24 protein-coding genes are annotated in these 22,698 nt (G+C 43.1%); 1 reads left to right on the plus strand and 23 read right to left on the minus strand.

Annotated features, from left to right (window positions below; all coding sequences use genetic code 11):
• Nucleotides 1-13 precede the first annotated feature (13 nt).
• The 12 genes from ACYVRS_RS04400 to ACYVRS_RS04455 form a co-directional block, all read right to left on the minus strand.
• A complete protein-coding gene (locus ACYVRS_RS04400) occupies nucleotides 14-1,048 on the minus strand; it encodes a lysylphosphatidylglycerol synthase transmembrane domain-containing protein (protein WP_312540871.1) in 1,035 nt (344 codons plus the stop codon).
• A 27-nt stretch (nucleotides 1,049-1,075) separates the two neighbouring features.
• On the minus strand, nucleotides 1,076-1,348 hold the full coding sequence (locus tag ACYVRS_RS04405; RefSeq protein ID WP_054116223.1) for a DUF1294 domain-containing protein: 273 nt from the start codon (nucleotides 1,346-1,348) through the stop codon (nucleotides 1,076-1,078).
• Between the two features lie 33 nt (nucleotides 1,349-1,381).
• A complete protein-coding gene (locus tag ACYVRS_RS04410) occupies nucleotides 1,382-2,290 on the minus strand; it encodes a diacylglycerol/lipid kinase family protein (RefSeq protein WP_461197552.1) in 909 nt (302 codons plus the stop codon).
• A 92-nt stretch (nucleotides 2,291-2,382) separates the two neighbouring features.
• Entirely contained in the window at nucleotides 2,383-3,621 is a 1,239-nt protein-coding gene (pepT, locus tag ACYVRS_RS04415; protein WP_312497350.1) for a peptidase T, read from the minus strand.
• 18 nt (nucleotides 3,622-3,639) lie between these two features.
• The gene (locus ACYVRS_RS04420) at nucleotides 3,640-4,758 is read right to left on the minus strand and encodes a Nif3-like dinuclear metal center hexameric protein (RefSeq protein WP_461197553.1); all 1,119 of its coding nucleotides are present in this window, start codon (nucleotides 4,756-4,758) and stop codon (nucleotides 3,640-3,642) included.
• Entirely contained in the window at nucleotides 4,755-5,450 is a 696-nt protein-coding gene (locus ACYVRS_RS04425) for a tRNA (adenine(22)-N(1))-methyltransferase (RefSeq protein WP_313537894.1), read from the minus strand. Before ACYVRS_RS04425 ends, ACYVRS_RS04420 begins: the two co-directional genes overlap by 4 nt.
• 108 nt (nucleotides 5,451-5,558) lie before the next feature.
• Entirely contained in the window at nucleotides 5,559-6,017 is a 459-nt protein-coding gene (locus ACYVRS_RS04430; protein ID WP_312497353.1) for a hypothetical protein, read from the minus strand.
• Nucleotides 6,018-6,049: 32 nt separating this feature from the next.
• Entirely contained in the window at nucleotides 6,050-6,976 is a 927-nt protein-coding gene (gene dnaI, locus ACYVRS_RS04435; RefSeq protein WP_312540864.1) for a primosomal protein DnaI, read from the minus strand.
• Complete coding sequence (locus ACYVRS_RS04440) at nucleotides 6,976-8,349, minus strand: replication initiation and membrane attachment family protein (RefSeq protein WP_313537897.1); 1,374 nt, start codon at nucleotides 8,347-8,349, stop codon at nucleotides 6,976-6,978. The genes dnaI and ACYVRS_RS04440 overlap by 1 nt, the downstream gene beginning before the upstream one ends.
• A 17-nt stretch (nucleotides 8,350-8,366) precedes the next feature.
• Nucleotides 8,367-8,837, minus strand: a complete 471-nt coding sequence (nrdR, locus tag ACYVRS_RS04445) for a transcriptional regulator NrdR (protein WP_054116231.1) — start codon at nucleotides 8,835-8,837, stop codon at nucleotides 8,367-8,369.
• 204 nt (nucleotides 8,838-9,041) lie between these two features.
• Nucleotides 9,042-9,683, minus strand: coding sequence for a FusB/FusC family EF-G-binding protein (locus tag ACYVRS_RS04450; protein ID WP_461202692.1), 642 nt, complete (start codon nucleotides 9,681-9,683; stop codon nucleotides 9,042-9,044).
• A 210-nt stretch (nucleotides 9,684-9,893) separates the two neighbouring features.
• Nucleotides 9,894-10,223, minus strand: a complete 330-nt coding sequence (locus ACYVRS_RS04455) for a CsbD family protein (protein ID WP_054116233.1) — start codon at nucleotides 10,221-10,223, stop codon at nucleotides 9,894-9,896.
• Nucleotides 10,224-10,385: 162 nt separating this feature from the next.
• Between ACYVRS_RS04455 and ACYVRS_RS04460 the strand changes: the two genes are divergently transcribed.
• Nucleotides 10,386-11,165: an ABC transporter ATP-binding protein gene (locus ACYVRS_RS04460; protein ID WP_461202694.1), complete on the plus strand. Its 780-nt coding sequence runs from the start codon at nucleotides 10,386-10,388 to the stop codon at nucleotides 11,163-11,165.
• A gap of 59 nt (nucleotides 11,166-11,224) precedes the next feature.
• Here the strand turns inward: ACYVRS_RS04460 and coaE are convergent, their stop codons facing one another.
• The 11 genes from coaE to ACYVRS_RS04515 form a co-directional block, all read right to left on the minus strand.
• Nucleotides 11,225-11,827 carry a dephospho-CoA kinase gene (gene coaE / locus ACYVRS_RS04465; RefSeq protein ID WP_312497357.1) on the minus strand — a complete coding sequence of 201 codons (603 nt, stop codon included), beginning with the start codon at nucleotides 11,825-11,827 and terminating at the stop codon, nucleotides 11,225-11,227.
• Nucleotides 11,827-12,666 (minus strand): DNA-formamidopyrimidine glycosylase, encoded by an 840-nt coding sequence (gene mutM / locus ACYVRS_RS04470; protein WP_312497358.1) that lies wholly within the window; start codon nucleotides 12,664-12,666, stop codon nucleotides 11,827-11,829. Before mutM ends, coaE begins: the two co-directional genes overlap by 1 nt.
• Nucleotides 12,667-12,680: 14 nt before the next feature.
• A complete protein-coding gene (gene polA, locus ACYVRS_RS04475) occupies nucleotides 12,681-15,326 on the minus strand; it encodes a DNA polymerase I (protein WP_312497359.1) in 2,646 nt (881 codons plus the stop codon).
• Nucleotides 15,327-15,455: 129 nt separating this feature from the next.
• On the minus strand, nucleotides 15,456-16,148 hold the full coding sequence (locus ACYVRS_RS04480) for a Bax inhibitor-1/YccA family protein (protein WP_054116238.1): 693 nt from the start codon (nucleotides 16,146-16,148) through the stop codon (nucleotides 15,456-15,458).
• Entirely contained in the window at nucleotides 16,132-16,611 is a 480-nt protein-coding gene (locus ACYVRS_RS04485) for a MaoC family dehydratase (RefSeq protein WP_312497360.1), read from the minus strand. The genes ACYVRS_RS04480 and ACYVRS_RS04485 overlap by 17 nt, the downstream gene beginning before the upstream one ends.
• Nucleotides 16,612-16,755: 144 nt before the next feature.
• Nucleotides 16,756-18,090, minus strand: coding sequence for a UDP-N-acetylmuramate--L-alanine ligase (gene murC / locus ACYVRS_RS04490; protein ID WP_313537903.1), 1,335 nt, complete (start codon nucleotides 18,088-18,090; stop codon nucleotides 16,756-16,758).
• 112 nt (nucleotides 18,091-18,202) lie between these two features.
• Nucleotides 18,203-18,667, minus strand: a complete 465-nt coding sequence (locus ACYVRS_RS04495) for a SprT family protein (RefSeq protein ID WP_461197556.1) — start codon at nucleotides 18,665-18,667, stop codon at nucleotides 18,203-18,205.
• Nucleotides 18,664-20,847 carry a Tex family protein gene (locus tag ACYVRS_RS04500; protein ID WP_313537907.1) on the minus strand — a complete coding sequence of 728 codons (2,184 nt, stop codon included), beginning with the start codon at nucleotides 20,845-20,847 and terminating at the stop codon, nucleotides 18,664-18,666. The genes ACYVRS_RS04495 and ACYVRS_RS04500 overlap by 4 nt, the downstream gene beginning before the upstream one ends.
• 141 nt (nucleotides 20,848-20,988) lie before the next feature.
• Nucleotides 20,989-21,723, minus strand: a complete 735-nt coding sequence (locus ACYVRS_RS04505; protein ID WP_461197557.1) for a metallophosphoesterase family protein — start codon at nucleotides 21,721-21,723, stop codon at nucleotides 20,989-20,991.
• A 114-nt stretch (nucleotides 21,724-21,837) separates the two neighbouring features.
• Entirely contained in the window at nucleotides 21,838-22,209 is a 372-nt protein-coding gene (locus ACYVRS_RS04510; protein WP_313537911.1) for a VOC family protein, read from the minus strand.
• Between the two features lie 13 nt (nucleotides 22,210-22,222).
• Nucleotides 22,223-22,630: a DUF1149 family protein gene (locus tag ACYVRS_RS04515; RefSeq protein WP_461197558.1), complete on the minus strand. Its 408-nt coding sequence runs from the start codon at nucleotides 22,628-22,630 to the stop codon at nucleotides 22,223-22,225.
• Nucleotides 22,631-22,698: the final 68 nt, after the last annotated feature.

Consider the following 22,698-nt stretch of genomic DNA (forward strand, 5'->3'; position numbering starts at 1 on the left):
GAATGGCATTTTTTTATTCAACTTTGATTTTTTCATTTTTCAATTCAGTCAATTCGGCTTGGATGTCTTTGCGTTTTTGCACCATGACATAACCAAAACCAATCACAAAAGGCCAGATAAATGTAGCCAATCGATACAACAGCATGGATGAAGCCGCATCGACGGTACCCACAAGTGGACCAAATAAGAACATATAAACGAATTCAAAGGAGCCGATGCCGGCCGGCGTTGGGATCACACCAGACAAGACCACGGCAAAACTAATAAATGAAAATGTTAATAAGAAATCGATATCTGGATGATTGTTGACCAAAATGACGTAAGGAATCACATACCACGGTACCATTTTCAAGAGGTTCCATAGGTAGATCCGCACAAAGGCCGTTCGATCTTGCAAGATTGAATTGACAGTTTCTCGCAAGGAATAGATTTGGTTATTACATTTATCAATAATGCCTCTAAAGGCTGGACGTTTAAATAGTTTATGGCTGATCGTCACAAATAAAACTTGCACGTTAAGACTGACAGACAATGCCAGCAAAACCGCAATGAGCAGAAACACAAGCACGATCCCAGCCAAAATGACCCAGATCAAATTCGGTGCATGATCATAAAACAGTGAGAATTGAATGATCAGACCAGCGATCGCATAGGTAAGAATGGCAAATTTGTACATGACCATATGGAGTGTCGTGACCCCTACCCCTTGTGACAAGTGCAGACCGCTTTTGCGATAAAAATTGACTTCGGAAATCAATGTACCTGCGCCAAACGTAATGATCCGATAAAAACCACTATAACAGACGGTGAAAAAGCCATCTTTCGTAGAAAAGTCAGGTTGAAAATTGCTTGCGATCTCTTTGACTGTCCGTCCTTCGATCCACAAATATAACGTGCCCAAAAGCATGACCATCAGAACGACCACCCAGCTGGTATTTCTGATTTCTGCTAAAATGTCCATCATTGAACTACGGACGAAGAAATACATGACCCCCAAAATGATGACCAGTAACAACAAGTTTAATCCAAATTTTATTTTTGCTTTCATGATAGCTCCTTGATTTTTTGCAGCAGATTAGGCAAAGAAATAGATCAACAACAACGCCACCAATGTACCCAAGATAAAGACGACCGTAAACTTCTTCTTCTTGGTTTTATGGTGAAATACCCGTTGCGCGATCAAGCCGCCAAAGCCGCCGCCAATCAATCCCATGAAGAGCAGATTCAGTTCCGGTACCCGCCAACGTTTCTTTACTGCTTGATATTTATCATAACCCATAAGGCAGAAAAGATAAAGGTTTGCCGCTAGCAAATAAAACCATAGCGGATTGTAAAGCCATGCCTCCATTTATTCCCCTCCCTATCCAGCATCATTGCTTTGTTATTTGCTATCTGTCTTATCTGCAGGGACCCGCATAGTGAGTCCGTGTTTGATAACTTTCATCTCGATCGGCAGATCATCTGTTGGGTCACCGTCTGTTCTTGTTTGCACTTTTCTTTCTTTGGCACGAATTGTTATGTCTGATGCTGTAAAATACTCAACACTCGGTACTTTTGTGATCCGTCCGCGGATAATACGCGGCAAGAAGACAATAAAGGACAATAGGTTCAACTTCGGCAATAAGATGATATGAAATAGACCATCATCTGGTCGTGCCGATTCGTCAAAGTTGGTAAAGCCGCCGGCTGAATTGGACATGATCACTGTCAACAATTGGGCTTTTCCTTGCCATTTGCGTTTTTCAGAGACCAATTCCAGTTTGTACTGTTTCTTTTTAAATAGATAATGAAAGAATCGTTTCATAAAAGCGAGTGGACCATATTGCTGTTTTTCTTCTTGAGAAGTCTCAGCTGCAGTATCTGCCAAGATACCGATGGTCATCGTTGAGATCATGACTTGATCATTGACCATGCCATAATCGATGCCTCGATCTGTGCCATTCAAGATCGTGTCAAAAGCTTCTTCTGGCTTCACTGAGATACCCAGCATTTTAGCAAAATTATTGACTGTTCCACCAGGAATAATACCGATTTTCAAATCTGGCAGTTGTTCCTTGAAGGTTTGGATGCCATGATGGATCGTCCCGTCGCCACCGATGATCACCACGGTATCTACCTGATTTTCTTTTGCTGTTTGGCGAACCTCCTCTGGATCTGTATCTGGGTTGGAAGGTTGAAGAACGACTGTCGCTTCAGGCTGCTGTTCTTTGCTATAACGCTCAAAATCTTGCGCGGTTTTTTTGGCCTCGCTTTTGCCAGCAGTATCATTATACAAAACGATGATGTTCATGTGTACCACTTCCTAAAAATGGCTAGGCCCTGCGCATCAAGCGGCAAGATTGCCCAGCCATAAAATTTGGTTTCTGTGTAAACTAAAAAAATTTATTTTTCACTTTCTGCGTTTAATTGCACGATCTTCACGATGACATCCGTTGCCTTGATCATGGATTGCAATGAAACAAACTCATAACGGCCATGCATGTTCTCTCCACCAGCAAAAATATTCGGTGTTGGGATACCCATATAGGAAATTTTAGAGCCATCGGTTCCGCCGCGGACAGGTTCAATCACAGGTTGAATGTTTAAGGTCTCCATGGCTGTTTTTGCCAATTCAATGATGCGCATATCTTTTTCAATGATCTCTTTCATGTTGTAATACTGATCATATAAATGAATGGAAATACGCTCTTCATCAAATTGCGCATTCAGTTTGCTTTGGATCGCCAGCAATTCTTCTTTCCGGGATTCAAAGCGGTCGCGGTCATGATCACGAATGATATAGGCCATTTTGGCTTCTTCAACAGAGCCGCTTAGCTGCATCAAATGGAAAAAGCCCTCTGACCCGTCGGTCTTTTCTGGCACTTCGTCTGCAGGCAGCAAGTTTTGGAAATCAATGGCAATTTGTAAGGCATTGATCATCGTGTCTTTCGCGGTACCTGGATGGACATTTTTCCCTTGGATCGTGATCTCTGCTTGGGCAGCATTGAAGGTTTCATACTGTAATTCACCCACTGGTCCCCCATCCATCGTATACGCAAAATCAACGGGAAAATCAGCGACATCAAATTTGTCCGCACCAACACCGATTTCTTCATCTGGTCCGAAAGCAACGTTGATTTGACCGTGCTTGATCTCAGGATTTTTGATCAAAATCTCCATTGCCGTCATGATCTCAGCAATCCCTGATTTGTCATCAGCGCCTAACAGTGTAGAACCATCCGTTGTGATCAAGGTTTCCCCTTTGTAATGCTTCAAATTCGGGAAATCTTTGCTATTTAAGGTATATTTACCTTCTTTATCCAAATTGATCGTGGATTCGCCGTCGTACTTTTCAATGATCTGCGGGTCTACATTGACGGCATTGAAATCAGCTGTATCCATATGCGCAATAAAACCGATCGCTGGCACTTCATGGCTGACATTACTTGGCAATGTGCCAAGTACAAAGCCGTTGGTTTCATTATAACGTACTTCTTCAAGGCCTAATTCTTCCAATTCTTTTTTTAAGACTTGAGCAAAAGCAACTTGCGTTTGCGTGGAAGGTGTTGTGTTGCTGGTGGCATCAGAACGGGTTTCAGTTTTGACATAGCGTAAAAAACGCGGCAATAAATTTTCGTACATAATCAGTGCTCCTATCTATTATTTATATTGAAATGGGTTTGTGGATGTCGTTGCTGGTATAAAGGTCACGGACCAGTTTTCTTCAGCTTTCCACTGATTGAATTTCTCAATGAAGCGTGGGATACATAACGCTTCGATATGATGTCCGGGATCAATCCCAATCAACCCGTTGGCTTGCATATCATGGGCAATGTGATAGGTCACATCCCCTGTGATATAAACATCTGCTTTGGCTTTTAATGCATCCGTGTAAAAGGATTGACCACTTCCGCCGCAAATGGCGATGCGCTGGATCTGTTCTTTGGGTTGATTGGGCAGGATGATACGTAACGCATCCAACTCAAATACTTGTTTGATCCGGGCAACAAATACCTGCACCGGCATTGGCGCTGGCAATTGCCCGACACGACCAATACCATAGTAAGCTGTCAAGTTGTCCAATGTATATAGATCATAGGCTGGTTCCTCATAGGGATGCGCTTGGATCATGGCCGCCACGACTTTTTCTGTAATGGTTTCAGGGAAAATCACTTCGATTTTCGCTTCTTGTACTTGTGTTTCTTTGCCAGCTGCACCAATGGCAGGATGGGCATGATCTTGCGGTACAAATCGGCCTGTACCGATCAATGAGTAACTGGTATTTTTATAGGCACCTTGCTGTCCGGCGCCGGCTTCAGCCAGCACACGACGAATCTGGCTTGCTTGATCAACAGGTACGAAAACGGCTAATTTTTTCATCTTGATTTGATGCGTTTGGTGCAAAAATGTATCTGCTTCAATGCCCAACGCTTCGCAAAACCAATCATTTAACCCATCATCGATGATATCCATGTTGGTATGGGCAGCATACACGGCAATATCATGTTTGATCAGATCCATCAACATTTTTTCCTGGGGATCGTCTGCCGACAGTCTGGCAACAGGTCGAAAAATTGGCGGATGTTTGACCACGATCAAATCGATGGCTTTTTCGATCGCTTCAGTGACCACTTCGGGCCGAACATCTAACGCCATCATCACCCGTTCAATCGGTTTGTTGAGCGTACCAACATGTAAGCCCACAGGATCGCCTGTTTCAGCCAACCATTGAGGACAATAGGCTTCAAATCGATCAATAAACGTTTGGCCCTTGATCATGCCAACACCTCCTCGATCCACCTGATTTGTTCTTTCAACGCAGTGATTTTTTCGACTTGTGGTTTGTTTGCCTTTTGCAAAGAATCGATCACGCGATATTTCTGTTGCAATTCATGGTGCCATTTCTTTTGGAAGACGGCATTCTTTTCCTGGATCAAGCGTGGGCCAAAAAATAGTTCCTGCTTCGAATAGTTGCGTTGTCCCGGTTCAGCGACGATGATCTCATATTGTTTGTCGTTCTCAGAAAGAATCGTTTCTTCGATAATTTGGTAACCATTGTCTTGCAGCCACACACGTAAAGGCCATTCACCCACATTGGGTTGCAAAATCAATCGTTTGACACTAGTTAATTGCTGCTTCGCTTGTCCTTCTTCTAGGATCGTTCGAATCAACGGACCGCCCATGCCGGCGATCACCACGGTATCGATTTGATCTTCAGGTAAGATCGCAGCTAATCCATTCGCTAACCGAACAGTGATGCTATCACCCAGCCGATTTTTTTGAACTTGTTTACTGGCTGATCGATAAGGACCTTCAACCACTTCTCCTGCAACTGCATAGGAAATTTTATTTTGCAGCATCAATGCCACAGGCAAGTAGGCATGGTCAGAGCCGATATCGGCTAATCTTGCTTGATCGGGTACGTAGGCACCTACACAGGCCAAACGGTCCGATAACGCATGTTCATTCATGAGGGCACTCCTTTGTTTGATTGTAGTATAGCACTTATGATAAGAAAACAACAAAATGTGCGTCTTGACGGTGGCGCAAATGCCAAGACGCACGTATAGCATTCGATTTTATTCGCTGACGATCGTTACCTGTTTGATCGAGTTGCCAGGAATCTGGGGTGGGATCGACATGGTCATGATCGGCAGACCTTGCAATGTCGCTTCAACGACCGTTCCCTTAGACAGATCAGTGACATCACCATCAAAGGCTGCGATCGGTACATGCAGAATCACACCATCGTTCTCAAAATTTTTGACGACATCTTCGCTGTCTTCAACTGCTTCGACATCTTTCAAGAATACTTGGATCGTATCATCACTGCCTGTTGTGGCTTCTTCTTGGATCGTTCCTCTAAAAATCATCGTTTCAGACGCCTCCTCTTGTGCAGTACTGCTCGTGGTCGATTGGGTGGTGCTTTGTGCTTCGGACAGCTCCGTACTTGTTGCTGCTGTCCCAGACCCTTGTCCGCATGCTGTTAAAATTACGGCAGCAACGAAGGCTACACCTATTGTTGTCATTTTTTTCATCGGCGTCTTCCTTTCTTCTAGTATTTTTTTGCTTATTGATTCCGGCGATTTTGGCCAGTCATCTGGATTTCTTGTGTTAAGTAGCGAATCCGTTCCATGATTCGTTTGGCTTTCAGTGGTTCAGATTCTCCCCTTTGGGTAACAGACAGATGGGATTCCAATTCTTGCATGGTAAAATTGGAAGAAAAGAAGGTCGGCAATTGTTCTTGCATGCGGTACTGCAAGATCACACCAAAAACTTCATCCCTGATCCAACTACTCATGGCATCGGCGCCAATATCATCCATCATCAAAATAGGGGCTTTTTTGACCGCATTCAATTTTTCACCAACCTTATCCTTCCCAATGGCTTGTTTCATTTCTACAGCAAAAGTTGGAAAGTGGACCAAGGTGGTTGTGTAGCCTGCTTCAGCAAGATCTCGCGCGATCGCCCCTAATAAAAAGGTTTTCCCAATCCCAAAACTGCCAACTAAGTAAAGGCCTTTATGAAAATCTCGTGGTTGCGTCGTCAAAGCATTGATAAAATCCACTGCAGCTGCGATAGCTTCCATTCTGCCAGGTGTTTGCTGATAATCGGCAAAACTGGCTTCTTGTATATCTTTAGGCATATCCATCGCCTTGATACGTCCGCGGATCTCTTCTTGTTTTTGATGGGCCAATAGTTCTTTGGTCGGTACATAAGTCACATCGATAAAATGGAAATTCAATGCCAAACGAGGTTCGTATCCTGGTGCGATCATGCCTGGATCATTGATCCGGAATTTGCGCTTTTCTTGTACGAACTCATATAATTTGGCATAGCTTTTCTGAATATCCGCTTCTGTTAATGCCTCTTGGTTTTCTTGGATGAATGCTTTGACATCTGGATCTTCTAATACTTCTGACATCATGGCCGAAAATTGACTGCGGTAATTTCGCTTATCCAACATATGATTCAGGTTTTTCCCCACATCTTCCATTATTTATCACCAGCTTTCTTATGCAGATAATTTTGTAATTTCCGATCTAACTCCGCTTGACGCTCCGGCGTCAATGTCGCTTCTTCTACTGGCGATTCCGCCCAAGCCGGCAGCTTTTCTTGGCGAATGATCCGATTGCCATTGGTTTGGGGTCTCGTACGTTTCTCTTTCGCCGTCTTGACCAAGTTGCGGACATGCTTGATTGCATCTTCTGCCGTGCCAATCTTCAATTCCGACCATTGGGCAGCAATGTTGTTGATATAACTCCCGTTTAGTGCAGCATTATTTTGAACGACCAAGGCATAATGGACCAAGACATTGATGACACTATTTGGCAAAGGGGAACGTTCCACCAAGCTTTTGATCAGCCATTGTTCTGAATCCGTCATAAAACTATTTTTTTCAACCTTGATTGCTTTCAAAAATGGAATGGGTGCAGTATGTTCGCTTTCTTGGATCAAGAGAATGTCATTGTCAGAAAAACCATTTTGTTTCAAGGTATTGAAACGCCGCAATTGGGATTCTGTTTTAGGATCTTCGCTGCGGGTCGTTTTGCTAAAGGTTTGGCGAGACTTTCTGATCACTGCCTGTTCCAACCGCTTTTGATCCACTTCTCCCGTTGTCAAGGAAACATGATCTGCCATAAGATCCAATAATTCTAACACGTCATAGCCGTATAAAGCATGGTACATCAATAATTTTTGCTTGAAGGCCGGCGTGAAGTTTTCTGATCGGATATAGCGTCTTTGCGCTTCATAAAATAAGAAATCCCAATCGATCGCAGCTTCTTCTAGTGCCAAGGGCTGCTGGTCTTCTTGAAAGGCTTGCTGCACGGATTGCAGCTTGGATTCACTTGCAGCAAAACGTTTCGGATCTAAACCGTACGCTTGGGTAAAGGAAGTCGTCGTTTCTTGAAACGATGTCAAGGATGCTCTTTGCGGTTGGAATAGCGAGACCAATTGTTCGAACTTGCGTTCACCTACACGATTCAGCAAAAGATAGCTATAAAGCTCATCTTGAAAAAAATCCAAAGGATGCACAGGTTCTTGCAGAAGATAGAGGTAACTTGTCCCTTGCTGCGGGTCCGTTTTTTCGAAGGAACGCAATAACCCAATCCCCTCCAACTTTTCCTTGGCTTGCATGAACCGTTGCATGCCGACATTCATCGCATTCAGCAAATCTAAAATCACATGTTCAGCCGTGTCGGCTGCAATTGTACCTGACTGGTGATCGGCCGCTAGAGAAAGGTACAGGGCTAAGCCATCACTTTCAATGATTGGTTGATACAAGAAAATAAGGGCATCTTTGCCTTCCGTACTTAATGGCCGGCTTTTAAAGACTTGATAGCTTTGATTCGGCAGTTGATTGCCCACGTGATTTCCCCCTTCATTTATTCTTGTGGTTCTTTGGCTTTTTCGACGATATCTTGCAACTCTTTTAAGAAGACAGACATATCTTTGAACTGGCGATAGACGCTGGCAAAACGAATATAAGCAATCTCATCTAAATCGACCAATTCTTCCATCACGAATTCTCCTATCATTGTTGTGGAAACTTCGTTTTCGCCTAACGAGCGAACTCTTGATTCAACATGGTCGACGATCGTTTCCATTTGATCCATCGTTACAGGACGTTTTTCAGCAGAGCGGATCAAGCCCCGTAAGATTTTTTCACGATTAAATTCTTCCCGAGCGCCATTCTTTTTGATGACAAGCAATGGTGCTTCTTCGATTCGTTCGAACGTGGTAAAGCGGTAGCCGCAGTTCTCACATTCGCGGCGTCGGCGGATCACACGGCCGTCATCGGCTTGTCGACTGTCAACGACCCGTGAATTGTTATGGTGACATTTTGGACATTGCATGTTTTCACCCCATTTTTTTCTCAGACGCGTGTGCGTTCTTGATTAAAGCGATTAAATTATATAGATAATTATAACATGAAATGTATTGGTACAATAGCTAAAACCGCTTATTTGGTTGATTTAATAGAAAATTTAAATAATAGAATCCTTGTTTTTTTGAAACAAAATGAAAAAACGACAGAAAATTTCCTGTCGCTTTTTTCGTTATTTTTCTTTCATCTTGACCAATGAAAGGAATGCCGTGATCAAGGCTTTATCTGTCAGTTGCTGATTGCAGCGCTGACTATCGCGACAAATATAGTTGCCGCGTTTGGTATAGGTGCCATCACCACTTGATTTCGTCAGAGATAGGAACATGGATACATTGCCTTCATGCTGACAGATAGGGCAAATGCCCTTTTTGACTTCAGTGGACATATGTCCATGGACCGCCGTATATCCATCATCGCCAGCGGCAATCATAAATTTGCTTTGACTGCCAATATCATCCCATGCCAAATAGGTCGTTTCTTTTAAATCGAATTGTTCAAAATCCGGAATTTTTAATTTTTTGACTTTGCGAAACAGTTTCTCTGTTTGTTTGACTGAGGGTGCTTTGAAGGGTTCAACAAAGTTTTTTAAATCAGACAAGTGTGCCTCCGCTTTTTTGATGCTCAAGCCGCGTTGGAACATCTCATTGACGATCAACAATGCTTGGCTATCCTCGGAATCGAATTGACTGTTGACCACATCTTTGGTCATTTCTTCGATTGTTCGAACTGTTTGCGGGTCATTGACGGTTTGGTATGTGCGTACCAATTGAAATATTTGTTCTTTGATCACATTGAATTGATTCGGTTGGATCATCTGATTGGCCTCTTTTCTTTATGATTCGGTTATACGAACACTTTTCCCCTAAGACACAATGCGAAAATTTGCATTTGATGACCACCACCTAATTGAACATTTCTGAATAAATTGCACTAGGATTATAAACGTTCTACTATCTTTTGTCAAATCAACGCAAAGAAAGCACAAAAAGAAACCCGCAACGATACGCGTCGCTGCGGGTCTGATTTATAATTTGTCTTCGATACCGGTAAAATGTTTTAATTGATCAGCATCCCGGCGTTCTGTTGAAGTGATTTTATTTTGGTCGGGATGATCTTCACTTAGCAATTCTTCTTGGCCTAAGTTTTCTGGTGTTGTACGATCATGGCGGGCATCTCGCTCGTCGTTTTGGCGATCTAATTCATCTACGCGCTTTTCTCGTTGTTCTTGACCAATTCGCCCTTCAAGTGCCTGTTCTTTACCAGATTTTTCCAATTCTTCGTTATTGGTCCATTCACCAATCTTTTCTTTAGCGGACCCAACGATCACGTCTTTTTCATCTTTGAACGTTCCCATGATTATCCCTCCTATTAGATATCTCTATCATATCAAGGAATGTGGGATAAAACAAAAGATACGAATGCGGATACATCCCTTAGTTTCCCGCAAGAGATATGCTATACTACGGATGAGAAAATAATCGTCAGAATATTCTGTTCATGATAAAGGAGCGCTATTATGCTAAAAATCGATTTTAAAGATGTCAGTTTTATCCGAAATGGACATCCTTTATTAGACAACATCTCATGGCAAGTACATGAAGGGCAACATTGGGGGATCTTAGGACTGAATGGCGCTGGCAAAAGTTTACTTTTGCAAATGATCACTGGTGCATTATGGCCATCTGCAGGGTCTCGCAATGTTCTGGGAGAAACATTAGGAAAAACGTCAGTCCCCGATTTGCAGCGTCGGATTGGTTGGGTCAGTTTTGCGATCCAAAGCAGATTTTATGCCGAGGACCCCATCGAGGAAATCGTCGTTTCAGGAAAATTTGCCAGCATTGGACTGTATCAGCCTATTGATGACACCCTTCGGAAACAAGCGACACAACAATTGGCGGCTTTAGGCATTGGCCATTTGATCACCACCCCTTTCAAGCAACTTTCGCAAGGAGAAAAACAACTGGTCATGATCGCTCGTGCCCTGATGGCAAATCCGGAAATATTGATTCTTGATGAACCATGTACGGGATTGGATCTTTTCGCGCGAGAAGAGTTTTTGCATCGCATCGCCGCATTGCAGCAGATGGCGGCTCCCCCGACCTTGATCTATGTCACACATCATACGGAGGATTTGCTGCCGTTTTTTGATCATCTGCTCTTACTGAAGGCAGGTCAGGTCCACGCCTGCGGTCCTAGAGCACAAGTCTTTACTGAACGAACATTAACAGATTTTTATCAAAAGCCGATCAGGATCTACCCCTTTGCCAATCAGCGGCAAATCGTACTGCCTAAGTGAACCAAACAAAAAAAATATCCTGATGCTCGAGCCGTTACGCGCATGCCTCAGGATGTTGTTTATGATTGTTCTGTCTCTTGAAAGTGTTGGACCCAAGCATCGATCTGCCGTGTCAGGTCTGTGATCGTCCCTTGGTTATCAAAAATAATATCCCCACGGACTTTTTTCTTTTCGATCGATAGTTGACTAGCGATCCTTGCTGCTGCTTCTGTTTCACTTAACTGATTGCGCAGCATCAGACGTTGTTTCTGAATGATTTCTGGCACATAAACGACTGCCACTTGATCCATATATTGTTCATAGCCTGCTTCATACAGCAAAGGAATATCAACGACCACCAACGGTTGATCCGCAGCAGCAGCGATCTGTCGCAGAATTTCTTGGCGGATAAAAGGGGAAAGCAGTTGATTCAACTGCTTTCTTTTCTCTTCGTCGGCAAAAATGATTTTCCCCAGTGCCTCTCGATCGAGGGCACCTTGCTCATTTAATAGGGATGGGCCAAATGTGTCGATGACTGCTTTTAAACCTGGTGTCTTCGGTCTTACGACTGCCCGGGCAACCAAATCGGCATCGACGATCGGAAACCCCAACTGACGAAAATGTGCCACCGCAGTACTTTTACCTGTAGCAATCCCACCAGTGATCCCCAAAATAAAACTCATCAGACATCCCTCGCCTGCAGCTGTTGGCAATGAGGGCAAAAATGCGTGCCGCGTTGCGCAACTTTGATTTTGACGATTGGGGTGCCGCAACGTTGGCAAGGTTTCCCTGTTTGTCCATAGACATGCAAAGATTGCTGGAATTTCCCGGCTTCCCCCAGTGCATTGAGATAGGTACGAATCGTCGTGCCTCCTGCTTTGACAGCGCGGTCCAGAACATCGATGATTGCTTCATGCAAGGTACCGATCTCATCTGTAGTCAACGTATTGGCCGGTTGTTCCGGATGGATCTTGGCTTCCCATAAGGCTTCATCAACGTAGATATTCCCCAGTCCAGTGACCAGTTTTTGATCTAACAACAATGGTTTGACCGCTTTTTTGGCTTTCTTTAAACCGATCTCAAAAGCTGGCAATAAGAAGACTTCCGGTCTAGGTTCCGGTCCTAATTGCTGAATCCCCTTGTATAGACCGCTTTGATTCTTATCAACCAATGTCATTCGACCAAATTTACGGACATCATGATACTGCAATTGACTGCCGTCGGTAAAATGAAAAAGGACATGTGTGTGTTTATCTAGGATGGGCTCTTTGTCAAAAAATTCATATTTCCCTTCCATGCGTAAATGAGAAATCAAATCATAATCGGTCAGTTTGAAAATTAGAAATTTTCCTCTGCGATCAAAGGTCAAAATCTGCTGTCCTTGTAAAAGTGCCGAAAAAATCGGTACTTCGGGACTTTCTATGATCCGTGGCCATAATACCTCAACGGAGGCAATGGTTTTGTTTTTGACTAATGCGGATAATCCTTTACGGACAGTTTCAACTTCTGGTAATTCTGGCACAACTTTCACCTCGTTTATTTTGCTTCATACCATGTTTTGCCCCAATTGCTGTCGGTCAGTAATGGCACATGTAAGGATACTGCTTGTTCCATTACTTCTTTGACAAGGGCATCCAACCGTTCAAGTTCTTCAGCTGGCACTTCAAAAACCAACTCATCGTGTACTTGCAAGAGCATAGTGGCTGCCATGTTTTCTTCTTTTAAGCGTTTGGCTAAATCGATCATTGCAATCTTCAAAATGTCTGCTGCACTGCCTTGGATCGGTGTATTGATCGCGGTGCGTTCCGCAAAGTTGCGAATATTGAAATTCCGAGAATTGATATCGGGCAAATAGCGGCGGCGATTGTAAAGCGTTTCTACATACCCTTTATCTTTGGCTTCGCGCACCACATCTTCCATATAAGTTTTGACTCCTGGATATTTATCAAAGTAGGTATCAATGTATTGCTGCGCTTCTTTTCTCGTGATCCCTAAGTTTTGTGATAAGCCATAATCAGAGATGCCATAGACAATACCAAAGTTGACTGCTTTTGCTTGACGACGCATATTGGCTGTGACTTCCTCCGGTGTCGAAATGCCAAAGACCCGCATGGCAGTACTGGAATGAATGTCTTGGCCTTCAATAAAGGCTTCTTTCAGGTGGGTATCATCAGAGATATGCGCCAAAACCCGCAGCTCAATTTGAGAGTAATCGGATGAATAAATCATCCAATCTGGTTTCCTTGGCACAAAGGCTTCACGAATTTTGCGTCCTTCTTCTAATCGAATCGGGATATTTTGCAAATTCGGATCAACAGAACTCAATCGTCCGGTTTGTGTCAATGTCTGTACATAGCGGGTATGCACTTTGCCATCGCTTTGAATGACTTTCAACAGTCCTTCTACGTATGTCGATTGGATTTTGGCAATTTGACGATACGTCAAGATATCTTCTACGATCGGTGCTTGTTCTTTTAATTGTTCTAGAACATCCACCGCGGTGGAATAACCGGTCTTGGTTTTCTTGATGATAGGCAAGCCCATTTTTTCAAACAAAATGACACCTAATTGTTTAGGTGAATTTAAGTTGAAGGTTTCCCCTGCTTCTTGATAGATCTTGGTTTCGATTTCTTGTAATCGTTGGGCAAATTCGCCTTTCATGGTATGCAAACGTGCGGCATCGACATGAATGCCTGTAATTTCCATCTCTGCCAAAATAATCGACAAAGGCAACTCCATCTCTTGGAATAAGGCAGTCTGATTCTTTTCAGCGAGTTCATGTTGCAGTTTCGGCGTCAAGTCAACAATCGCTGCGGCTTTCCTCGCTAAGTGAGCAAAGAAAGCTTCTTCATCCTCCGGCAAGCCTTTTTTGGCGCCTTTGCCATATACGGCCTCATCAGACTGGATATCTGTATAGCCGTAATGCGCCGCAACACCTGCGATATCATTATTGTTGTCGTTGGTGTCTAATAGATAGGCCGCCAACAGCACATCAAACGTAATGCCTGAAGGGGCTTTGGCGTAACGGTTCAAGGCAACATAGGTGCGCTTCGCATCATAGACATTGATCGTGCGCTGCGGATCTTGCAACCAATCGATAAAGGCTGGATATTCAAACAATTGATCTTGGTTGGTTACATATATTTTATCTTTGTTGCCCCATGCGACGCCGACTATGTCTTCTAAATGATAATTATCCCCTAACATTTCAACATACAGTGCCATGTCATTTTGGAACATGTCTGGGGTAAACGACTCCACTACATCAAACAAAATATCTGCCATCTCCACTGGTTCAGCAAGTATATTCAATTTTTCAAGAAACCCATTGAAATTCATTTCTTGATAGAAAGGAACCAATTTATCGAGGTCTTTTCCTTGATACAACAAATCATCGATCTTGATTTCTACAGGAGCATTGACATCAATCGTGGCTAATTGTTTCGATAAAAGCGCAATTTCCTGTTCATTGATCAGATTCTCTTTCATTTTGCTTTTCTTTAATTCATCGATATGTTCATAGATTCCTTCCACAGAACCATACTCTTTTAAGAGTTTGATCGCTGTTTTTTCACCGATTTTCGTGACACCAGGAATATTGTCTGATGCATCGCCGGCTAACCCTTTCATATCAATGATCTGCAACGGGGTCAATCCATCATACTTCTCAGCGACATGGGCTGGGGTGTAACTTTCGATCTCACTGACACCTTTGACCGTGATGTCAACTTTGACATGTTCTGTGGCTAATTGAGTCAAATCGCGGTCTCCAGATAACACCACCACATCAAATTGATCTTTATCCACCTGGTGGGCCAATGTCCCAATGATATCATCCGCTTCATAGTTGGCCAATTCATAGTGTTGGACACCTAGCGCTTTGATCAATTCTCGAATATAAGGCATTTGTTCTCTGAACTCACCGGGTGTCTTGGCGCGGCCTCCCTTATACGCTTCATACATGGCTGTACGAAAGGTGGTTTTTCCAGCATCAAAAGCCACCAGCACATGGGTGGGTTGTTCTTTGGCCATCACATTTTCAAACATGTTGTTGAAGGCATAGATGGCATTCGTATGCAGACCGTTATTATTTTTGAAACGTTCTAGTGAATTATGCAATGCAAAAAACGCCCGAAAAGCGACGCTATTGCCATCCACAAGTAATAATTTATTTTTCGACATGTTTATATCCCCTTCTTGAAAAAAGTTCTTCTTTATTTTAACAAAGAAATAGTCCAAAAGCGATGAATTGCTATAGTGAATCTGTCTTTTTGAGTGCAAAAAAAAAAGGCGAGTTTCCTCGCGCTTTCTTTAATTGTTTTTACCGAAGATACGCAACAATGCTAAGAACAAGTTGATAAAGTCTAAATAGAGTTGCAAAGCCATAAAGACAGCCACGCCTGTATTGGCGCCACCGTTCGTTGCCATGTAGACAGTACGAATTCGTTGGTTGTCATACGCTGTGATCCCCATAAAGACGAACACTGTGACAATCGACAAGAAGAAATCGACTGGTTGGCTGTTTAAGATAAAGACATTCAACAATGTTGAAATAATGATCCCGATCAATAAGCCATAGCCGATTCGTCCAACGACACTTAAATCACGTTTGGTCATGATCCCAAAAGCAGACATCACACCGAATGTCACAGCTGCCGAAATGAATGCACCGGCAATGGATCCAAAATCATAGACCATCAATGTAACAGATAACGTCAAGCCGTTCATCAGAGAATACACGAGGTACCCAGCAAGGGTCAGCGAAGGGTTTTTCTGTGCTTTGGCACCTAGGACCAAAACTAACACGATTTGCACGAGCCACAATCCTGTAAATCCTAAAGGAAAGTTTTGAATAAATTGCAGTGTTTGCTCTGCGAAGACTTCGCCAAAAAAGTAAGCGGATATCGCACTGATGCCCAGGCCAATGCCAAAGAACAAATAGACTTTCGAATAAAAGCGATTCAATCCTTGCGCTTGGACAGTTTCATTATTGAGTTGATTCATCTTGTATTTCCTCCTGTTCTGCTATTTCTTTTGGTGGCTGCACCATCACAACAGCATCTAAGATCCGATCGCCTTCACCATTGATTGCTTCCACTGAAATCGTCACGACATCTTTCATTTTATCGACTTTGATGACTTCAAAATCAAAGGTCAATGTTTCATAATGATAGACTGGTTCAATAAAGTTCACCGAAAAATTCACTACATGAGATCCTGGGCCTGGCAAATGTTTCGACACGGCACTGGTGATGATCCCCATCAGCATGACGGAAGGTACGATAGGACGTTGATAGTCCGTTTTTTGCGTGTAGTCATGTTGGATGTAGAGTGGATTTGCATCATTTGTCAATCCTAAATAAAGCAATAACTGATTATCTTCGATCGACTCTGTTAAAGATAACGAATCGCCTTCCTCGATATCTTCGATACTTTTGCCGATCTTTCGCGGTTTACCTATGTTCAAGTGTGTTTCCTCCAAAAAAAATAATTTTTACCTGCTTTCATTTTATCAGAAGCAGACAAAAGTGCAAGTTCGCAGGATTTAATTCACAAAATCTTCAATGATAAAAAAAACTCCTGCAATCTTAAAAGACTGCAAGAGTATTGATCATAAAACGTTTCTCGTAGTATTGCTCAGTAGTTTTTCGTACGCTGCCTCAAATTTTTGGACATCGCCTGCCCCCATAAAAATAATCACAGCATCTTTATGATCCAATAACGGTGACATGTTGTCTTCTTTCAAGACGGTGCCGCCTTTGTTGATTTTATTGCCTAAGTCTTCAATCTTGACATCTCCACGGTCTTCCCGCGCTGAACCAAAGATATCACACAAATAGACATTATCTGCCAAATCAAGTGCTTCAGCAAAGTCATCCATCAACGCGATCGTACGGGTAAAGGTATGTGGTTGAAAGACAGCAATAATTTCTTTGTCAGGGTATTTTTGACGGGCACCATCGATGGTTGCTTTGATTTCAGCAGGGTGATGGGCATAATCATCGACGATCGTCATATCAGCGACGATTTTTTCGCTAAAGCGTCGTTTCACACCTGGGAACGACAGCATTTCTTCTGCCACTTCTTGCATATCTAAGCCTTCTTTATACGCTACGGCAATGACACCCAATGCATTGTTGATATTATGCTGGCCGTAAGCAGGCAACACAAAATGGCCAATGTTTTCATCATGGATGTAGACATCAAAAGCGGATCCTTGCGTGGTTCGTTCAATATTTTTTGCTTGAACATCGTCATCATCATTGATGCCATAATAGTAGATCGGCACATCAGCTTCTAATTTGCGCAAGAACGCATCATCCCCATATGCAAAGATCCCTTTTTTGACTTGATGGGCCATCGATTGAAACGCTGAAAAGACATCTTCAATCGAATGGTAGTAATCTGGGTGATCGAAATCAATATTCGTCATAATGGCATAATCGGGTGAATAGGCCAAAAAGTGGCGACGGTATTCGCAGGCTTCAAAAGAAAAGAATTCTGCATTTGGATCCCCATGGCCCGTTCCATCCCCAATCAAAAAACTGGTTGGACGTACACCGCTTAAGACATGAGAAAGCAATCCTGTGGTACTTGTTTTCCCATGAGAACCTGTCACAGCAATACTCGTATATGGTTGGATAAATTGGCCGATAAAATCATGATAACGAGTCACTTCCAACCCTAATTGATGGGCACGAACGATTTCTGGATGTGTATCAGGGAAGGCATTCCCTTGAATGATCACCATTTCCGGTTGAATATTTTCTTTATCAAAAGGCAATAATGCAATGCCCGCTTTTTCTAAGTCACGCTGGGTAAAAAAGTATTCTTCCACATCTGAGCCTTGGACACGATAGCCTTTTTCATGCAGCACTAAAGCCAATGAACTCATTCCAGAACCTTTGATACCAACAAAATGATATATTTTGTTTTGATTTTCCATTCTATAATCCTCTTTTCTCAATTCCACGTTGCAATAAACGTGTATTTTGACAAATATCAGGTTGTCGCACGTCCTACATTATCATACAAAATGAAAAAAATAGCAATGAAATTTATTTTTGCGCTTGACTTTTCTCATCAATTCCTATATTTACCAAAGGCCCTCGACATTTTCCGCACACATACTTCTGGGTATTGATGCGTTTTTGTCGATGGAACATCGTGCCGCAATCTTGGCATTGATATTGCAGCTTAGCCTGCTTTTCAGCAGCGGGTGCATAGCGCAGACCCCCGGTTTTTGCCAGCAATGCTTTAAACGCAGGATCGCGGTGACGATGGCCTTGTCCTGTCAAATGCAGATGGTAATGGCACAGTTCATGCTTAACGATCCCCAAAAATACAGCTTCTCCATGCTGCGTCAGCATATCAGGATTAAAATCAAGATGGTGATCCTTTAAGTGATACCGACCTCCCGTGGTTTTTAACCGGAGATTGAATAGCGCTGTATGCAAAAAGGGTCGGCCGAAATAGCGGAGCGATACCTTTTCTACATAACGCTGCAGTTCTTGTTCGGTCATTTCTGAATGACAGGATCAACCATTGTGAGGCTGATACGGCCTTTTTTACTATCCACTTGTTCGATCCAGACAGTAACCACGTCTCCGACAGCAACCACGTCCTTTGGATGTTTGACAAAAGAACGGCTCATTTTCGATAAATGGACCAAGCCATCTTGTTTGACGCCAATATCAACAAAAGCCCCAAAATCGATCACATTGCGAACGGTTCCTTGCAATTCCATGCCTGGCAGCAAGTCATCCATACTCAATACATCTTTTCTTAATAAAGGTGCTGGCATTTCATCCCGCATATCTCGTCCTGGCTGCATCAACGCTTTCAAAATATCAATGATCGTTTCTTTCCCAACTTGAAGCGTGTCGGCTAATGAGGCAGGATCCAGACTAGCTAACGCCGCTTTATTTTCCTCCTGATTGCCTGATGCTAGCTCATTCAAGGAAATAGCCGCGATACGCAAAATTTCTTTCGCCGTATCATAACTTTCCGGATGGATCCCGGTTTGATCAAGAATGACTTTTCCACCAGGAATGCGCATAAACCCAATTGCTTGTTCATAGGCTTTTGGCCCTAAACGTGGCACTTTCTTCAATTGTGTGCGTTGGCTAAAGGCACCATTTTCTTCGCGATAGTTGACGATGTTCTGAGCGGTGGTTTTGTTTAACCCTGCAACATGCTGCAGCAATTGACCACTCGCTGTGTTCACATCCACCCCAACTTGGTTGACGGCTGTTTCGACCACGAAATCCAATTGCTCAGCCAGTCTTTTTTGTGAAACATCATGTTGGTATTGGCCAACACCTACGGATTGCGGATCAATTTTGACCAATTCGGCCAATGGATCTTGTAAGCGACGGCCGATACTGATGGCACTGCGCTCTTCCACTTGAAGTTCTGGAAATTCTTGCCGTGCCAAAGGACTGGCCGAGTAAACAGAAGCCCCTGCTTCATTCACGATCACGTAATACACGTCTTGATCGACTTGTTTGATTTGTTCTGCCACAAATAGTTCTGATTCGCGGCTAGCCGTTCCATTACCGATGGCTACCATATCGACATGATAGGTTTCCAATAGACGGCGAAAAGCTGGTCCAGCAGCTTGGCGCTTGTTATTTGGTGCTGGCTTATGAGGATAAATGACCTCGATCGCCAATACTTTTCCAGTCTGATCGATCACAGCCAATTTGCAGCCTGTCCGATAGGCCGGGTCAAAACCTAAAACGATCTTGCCTTTCAACGGCGATTGCAATAATAGATTGCGCAGGTTATCGCCAAAAATCGTGATGGCTTGTTCGTCCGCTTGCTCTTTTAATTCATTGCGGATTTCTCGTTCGATGGCTGGTGCGATAAAGCGTTTATAGGCGTCAGCGATTGCCTCTTTGACAACATCAGCAGCCGGCGAGGCGGTATTTTTGATTTCTTTGCGGGCTAGATACTCTAAGATTTTGGCGTCATCCGCTTGCAGTGTGACTTTCAAGATGCCCTCTTGCTCCCCGCGATTGGTTGCTAAGATTCGGTGTGAGACCATTTTGCTGATGGGATGCTGAAAGTCATAGTACAGCTCATATACACCTTTCTCATCTTTCTCCGCATCTTTGACTGTGCTTTTGTAGAGTCCTTTGTTTTGGAAATAGCTTCTGACCCATGTGCGATACGCAGCGGTATCGCCAATCATTTCTGCAATGATCTCATGCGCCCCTTGCATCACATCAGCAATCGTCGGCACCGCTTCATTCAGATAAGCCGCGGCATGATCAGCCGGAGATTGTTTTGGAAAAGTCAATAACCATTCAGCGAAGCTGCCTAAGCCATTTTCTTTAGCGATCGTCGCTTTCGTCCGTCTTTTTTGTTTATATGGACGATAGAGATCTTCAACTGTCTGCATTTTGGCAGCTGCCAAGATGGCTTGCTGCAACTCAGGCGTCAGCTTGTCTTGTTCTTCGATCAGACGCAAGACCTCTGCTTTTCGCTTCTCTAAGTTTTCAACATATGTATATCGTTCTTCGATATCTCTGATTTGGACTTCATCTAATCCGTTTGTCATTTCTTTCCGATAACGAGCAATGAAAGGAACGGTATTGCCATCTTGCAGGAGTTGCAAGACAGTCGTAATTTGTTTTTTTGTAAATGTCGTCATCTCTGCGGTCACTAATTGTAGTACATCTTGATTCATTTCAGCCATTGATTCTTCACCTTTCTTGATTCATTTCTTTATGATACCACAAAAAAAACAGCGGATGCCCCTGTGCCCTATGCGAGCGGCAAGCAGTCTGCTGTTTTTTTCTTCACATCATGTACCTCTTGTCTACATAGCACAAGTCTTTTAAAAGTCTGGTTGCCATGGACCAGTTAAGTTTTGATACTCGATGTCTTGGACAATGCCCTGCTGATCAAACATGACCCCATGAACTGAGCCACCAAAGACCGCACCGCCATCAATGCCGATTTTATGATCGCTGATCCACAGATCGGTGGTTTGCATATCACCGTGCAGCATCGGTGTGATGGTATGACCAAAGACGATCGTCTTTCCGGTTCGGTTTTTTGCTTGATGAAATGGCTCCCGAATCCAGATAAAGTCATGATCAGAAGTATCTTGCCAATGCTTCTTGGACAAATCAACGCCAGCATGGACAAAAAGATAGTTGCCCCATTCATAATAAAGCGGACGCGCAATCAAAAATTCAATCAGTTCTTGGTAACGACTGCGGATCATCATAGCGATCTCTGTTGGGGAATACTCTTCAGTTGCGCCTGTATGCAAAAGACTTTCTATCGTCTCTTTGCCACCATTACGTACATAAGAATTGAACCAATCTTCTGGCGCCTGCAAGAATTGAAGGAAATATTCTTCATGGTTTCCACGTAAGTAGATGGCTTGTTGCTCTTCTACGAGTTGTTTGCCCAATAAAAAACATTCTTTGGTTTTTGGCCCACGATCGTTGAGGTCGCCGATCAATAACAATTGATGTCGATCAGGATCAAAGTCTTGCAAAAGCTTTTTAAAAAGATCAGCCATTCCATGGATATCACTGATCACATACATCAAGTCTTTCATGAACGCAGGTCCTCCAATCTTTTTTCCGGGGATGGCTAGAACCGATCATCCTCACCTGAATCTAGCGAAACAATCTTTTAAAAGTTAAAAGTAATGGTGTTTCTTAAACAGGTTTCATTTACCAGAAACAGCAAAGTAGTTGCCATCTGGATCAGCAAAATTAAAGACCATCTGTTCCTCCATTTGAATCAAATCGCCTACCTCAACATTTGCCTCAAGCATTTGTTTATATAGGGAGGTAATGTCATCTGAAAAGAACATGATTGATGGTGAATTCAACGCAACTTCCGGTGAATGTGCTTCGATAAAGGTACGATCATAAATCACAAAATGGGTGTCTGCTTGTGCGCTTGAGGCAATCTCCACCACTGATGTGCCATCAACAGATTGCTGATCAATGATCACAAACCCAAATGATTGCCAAAAAGTGATTGCTGCTGGCACATCTGCGACGTACAGCATCACTTGCATGTTATTTGAGAACATTTTTTTCCTCCAGTTAGTCTTCTTTGTTGTCTGTTTCTTGGTTATTATTGGTATTGAAGTTCAATTGTAAACCAGGTTTGTCTGTAATGATCTCCGTCACTTCATAGGTCAACCGTTTGATGATATCAAATAATGGCTCAACTAAACGATCTGTTTCCGCTTTTGACAGGTCGTCTCCTGATTCGATTTTACGATTCAAGATATGATTGACTTGTCCTACGCGACCTGATAACACATACTCTGGGAAAACCAATTGAAATTCTAAACGCGCACCAATGATGCTGTTCTTTTCCATATATGCTTCGTCTTTCACCTTCAATGGGGCAAATCCGACATTTAGTTTTGTTTCCATTTCTTTGTCTTTTGGTTTCATATCGAAGTGATAGGCTTCGACGATTGGTTGCTGTCTTTTGATTTCCACAATTTTCACGCTCCTTAAATAAAAGTATAGCACAAGAGATTCTATGCGCCTACTCGAATTCTTGATAT

The organism is Enterococcus salsurae (assembly GCF_054784955.1).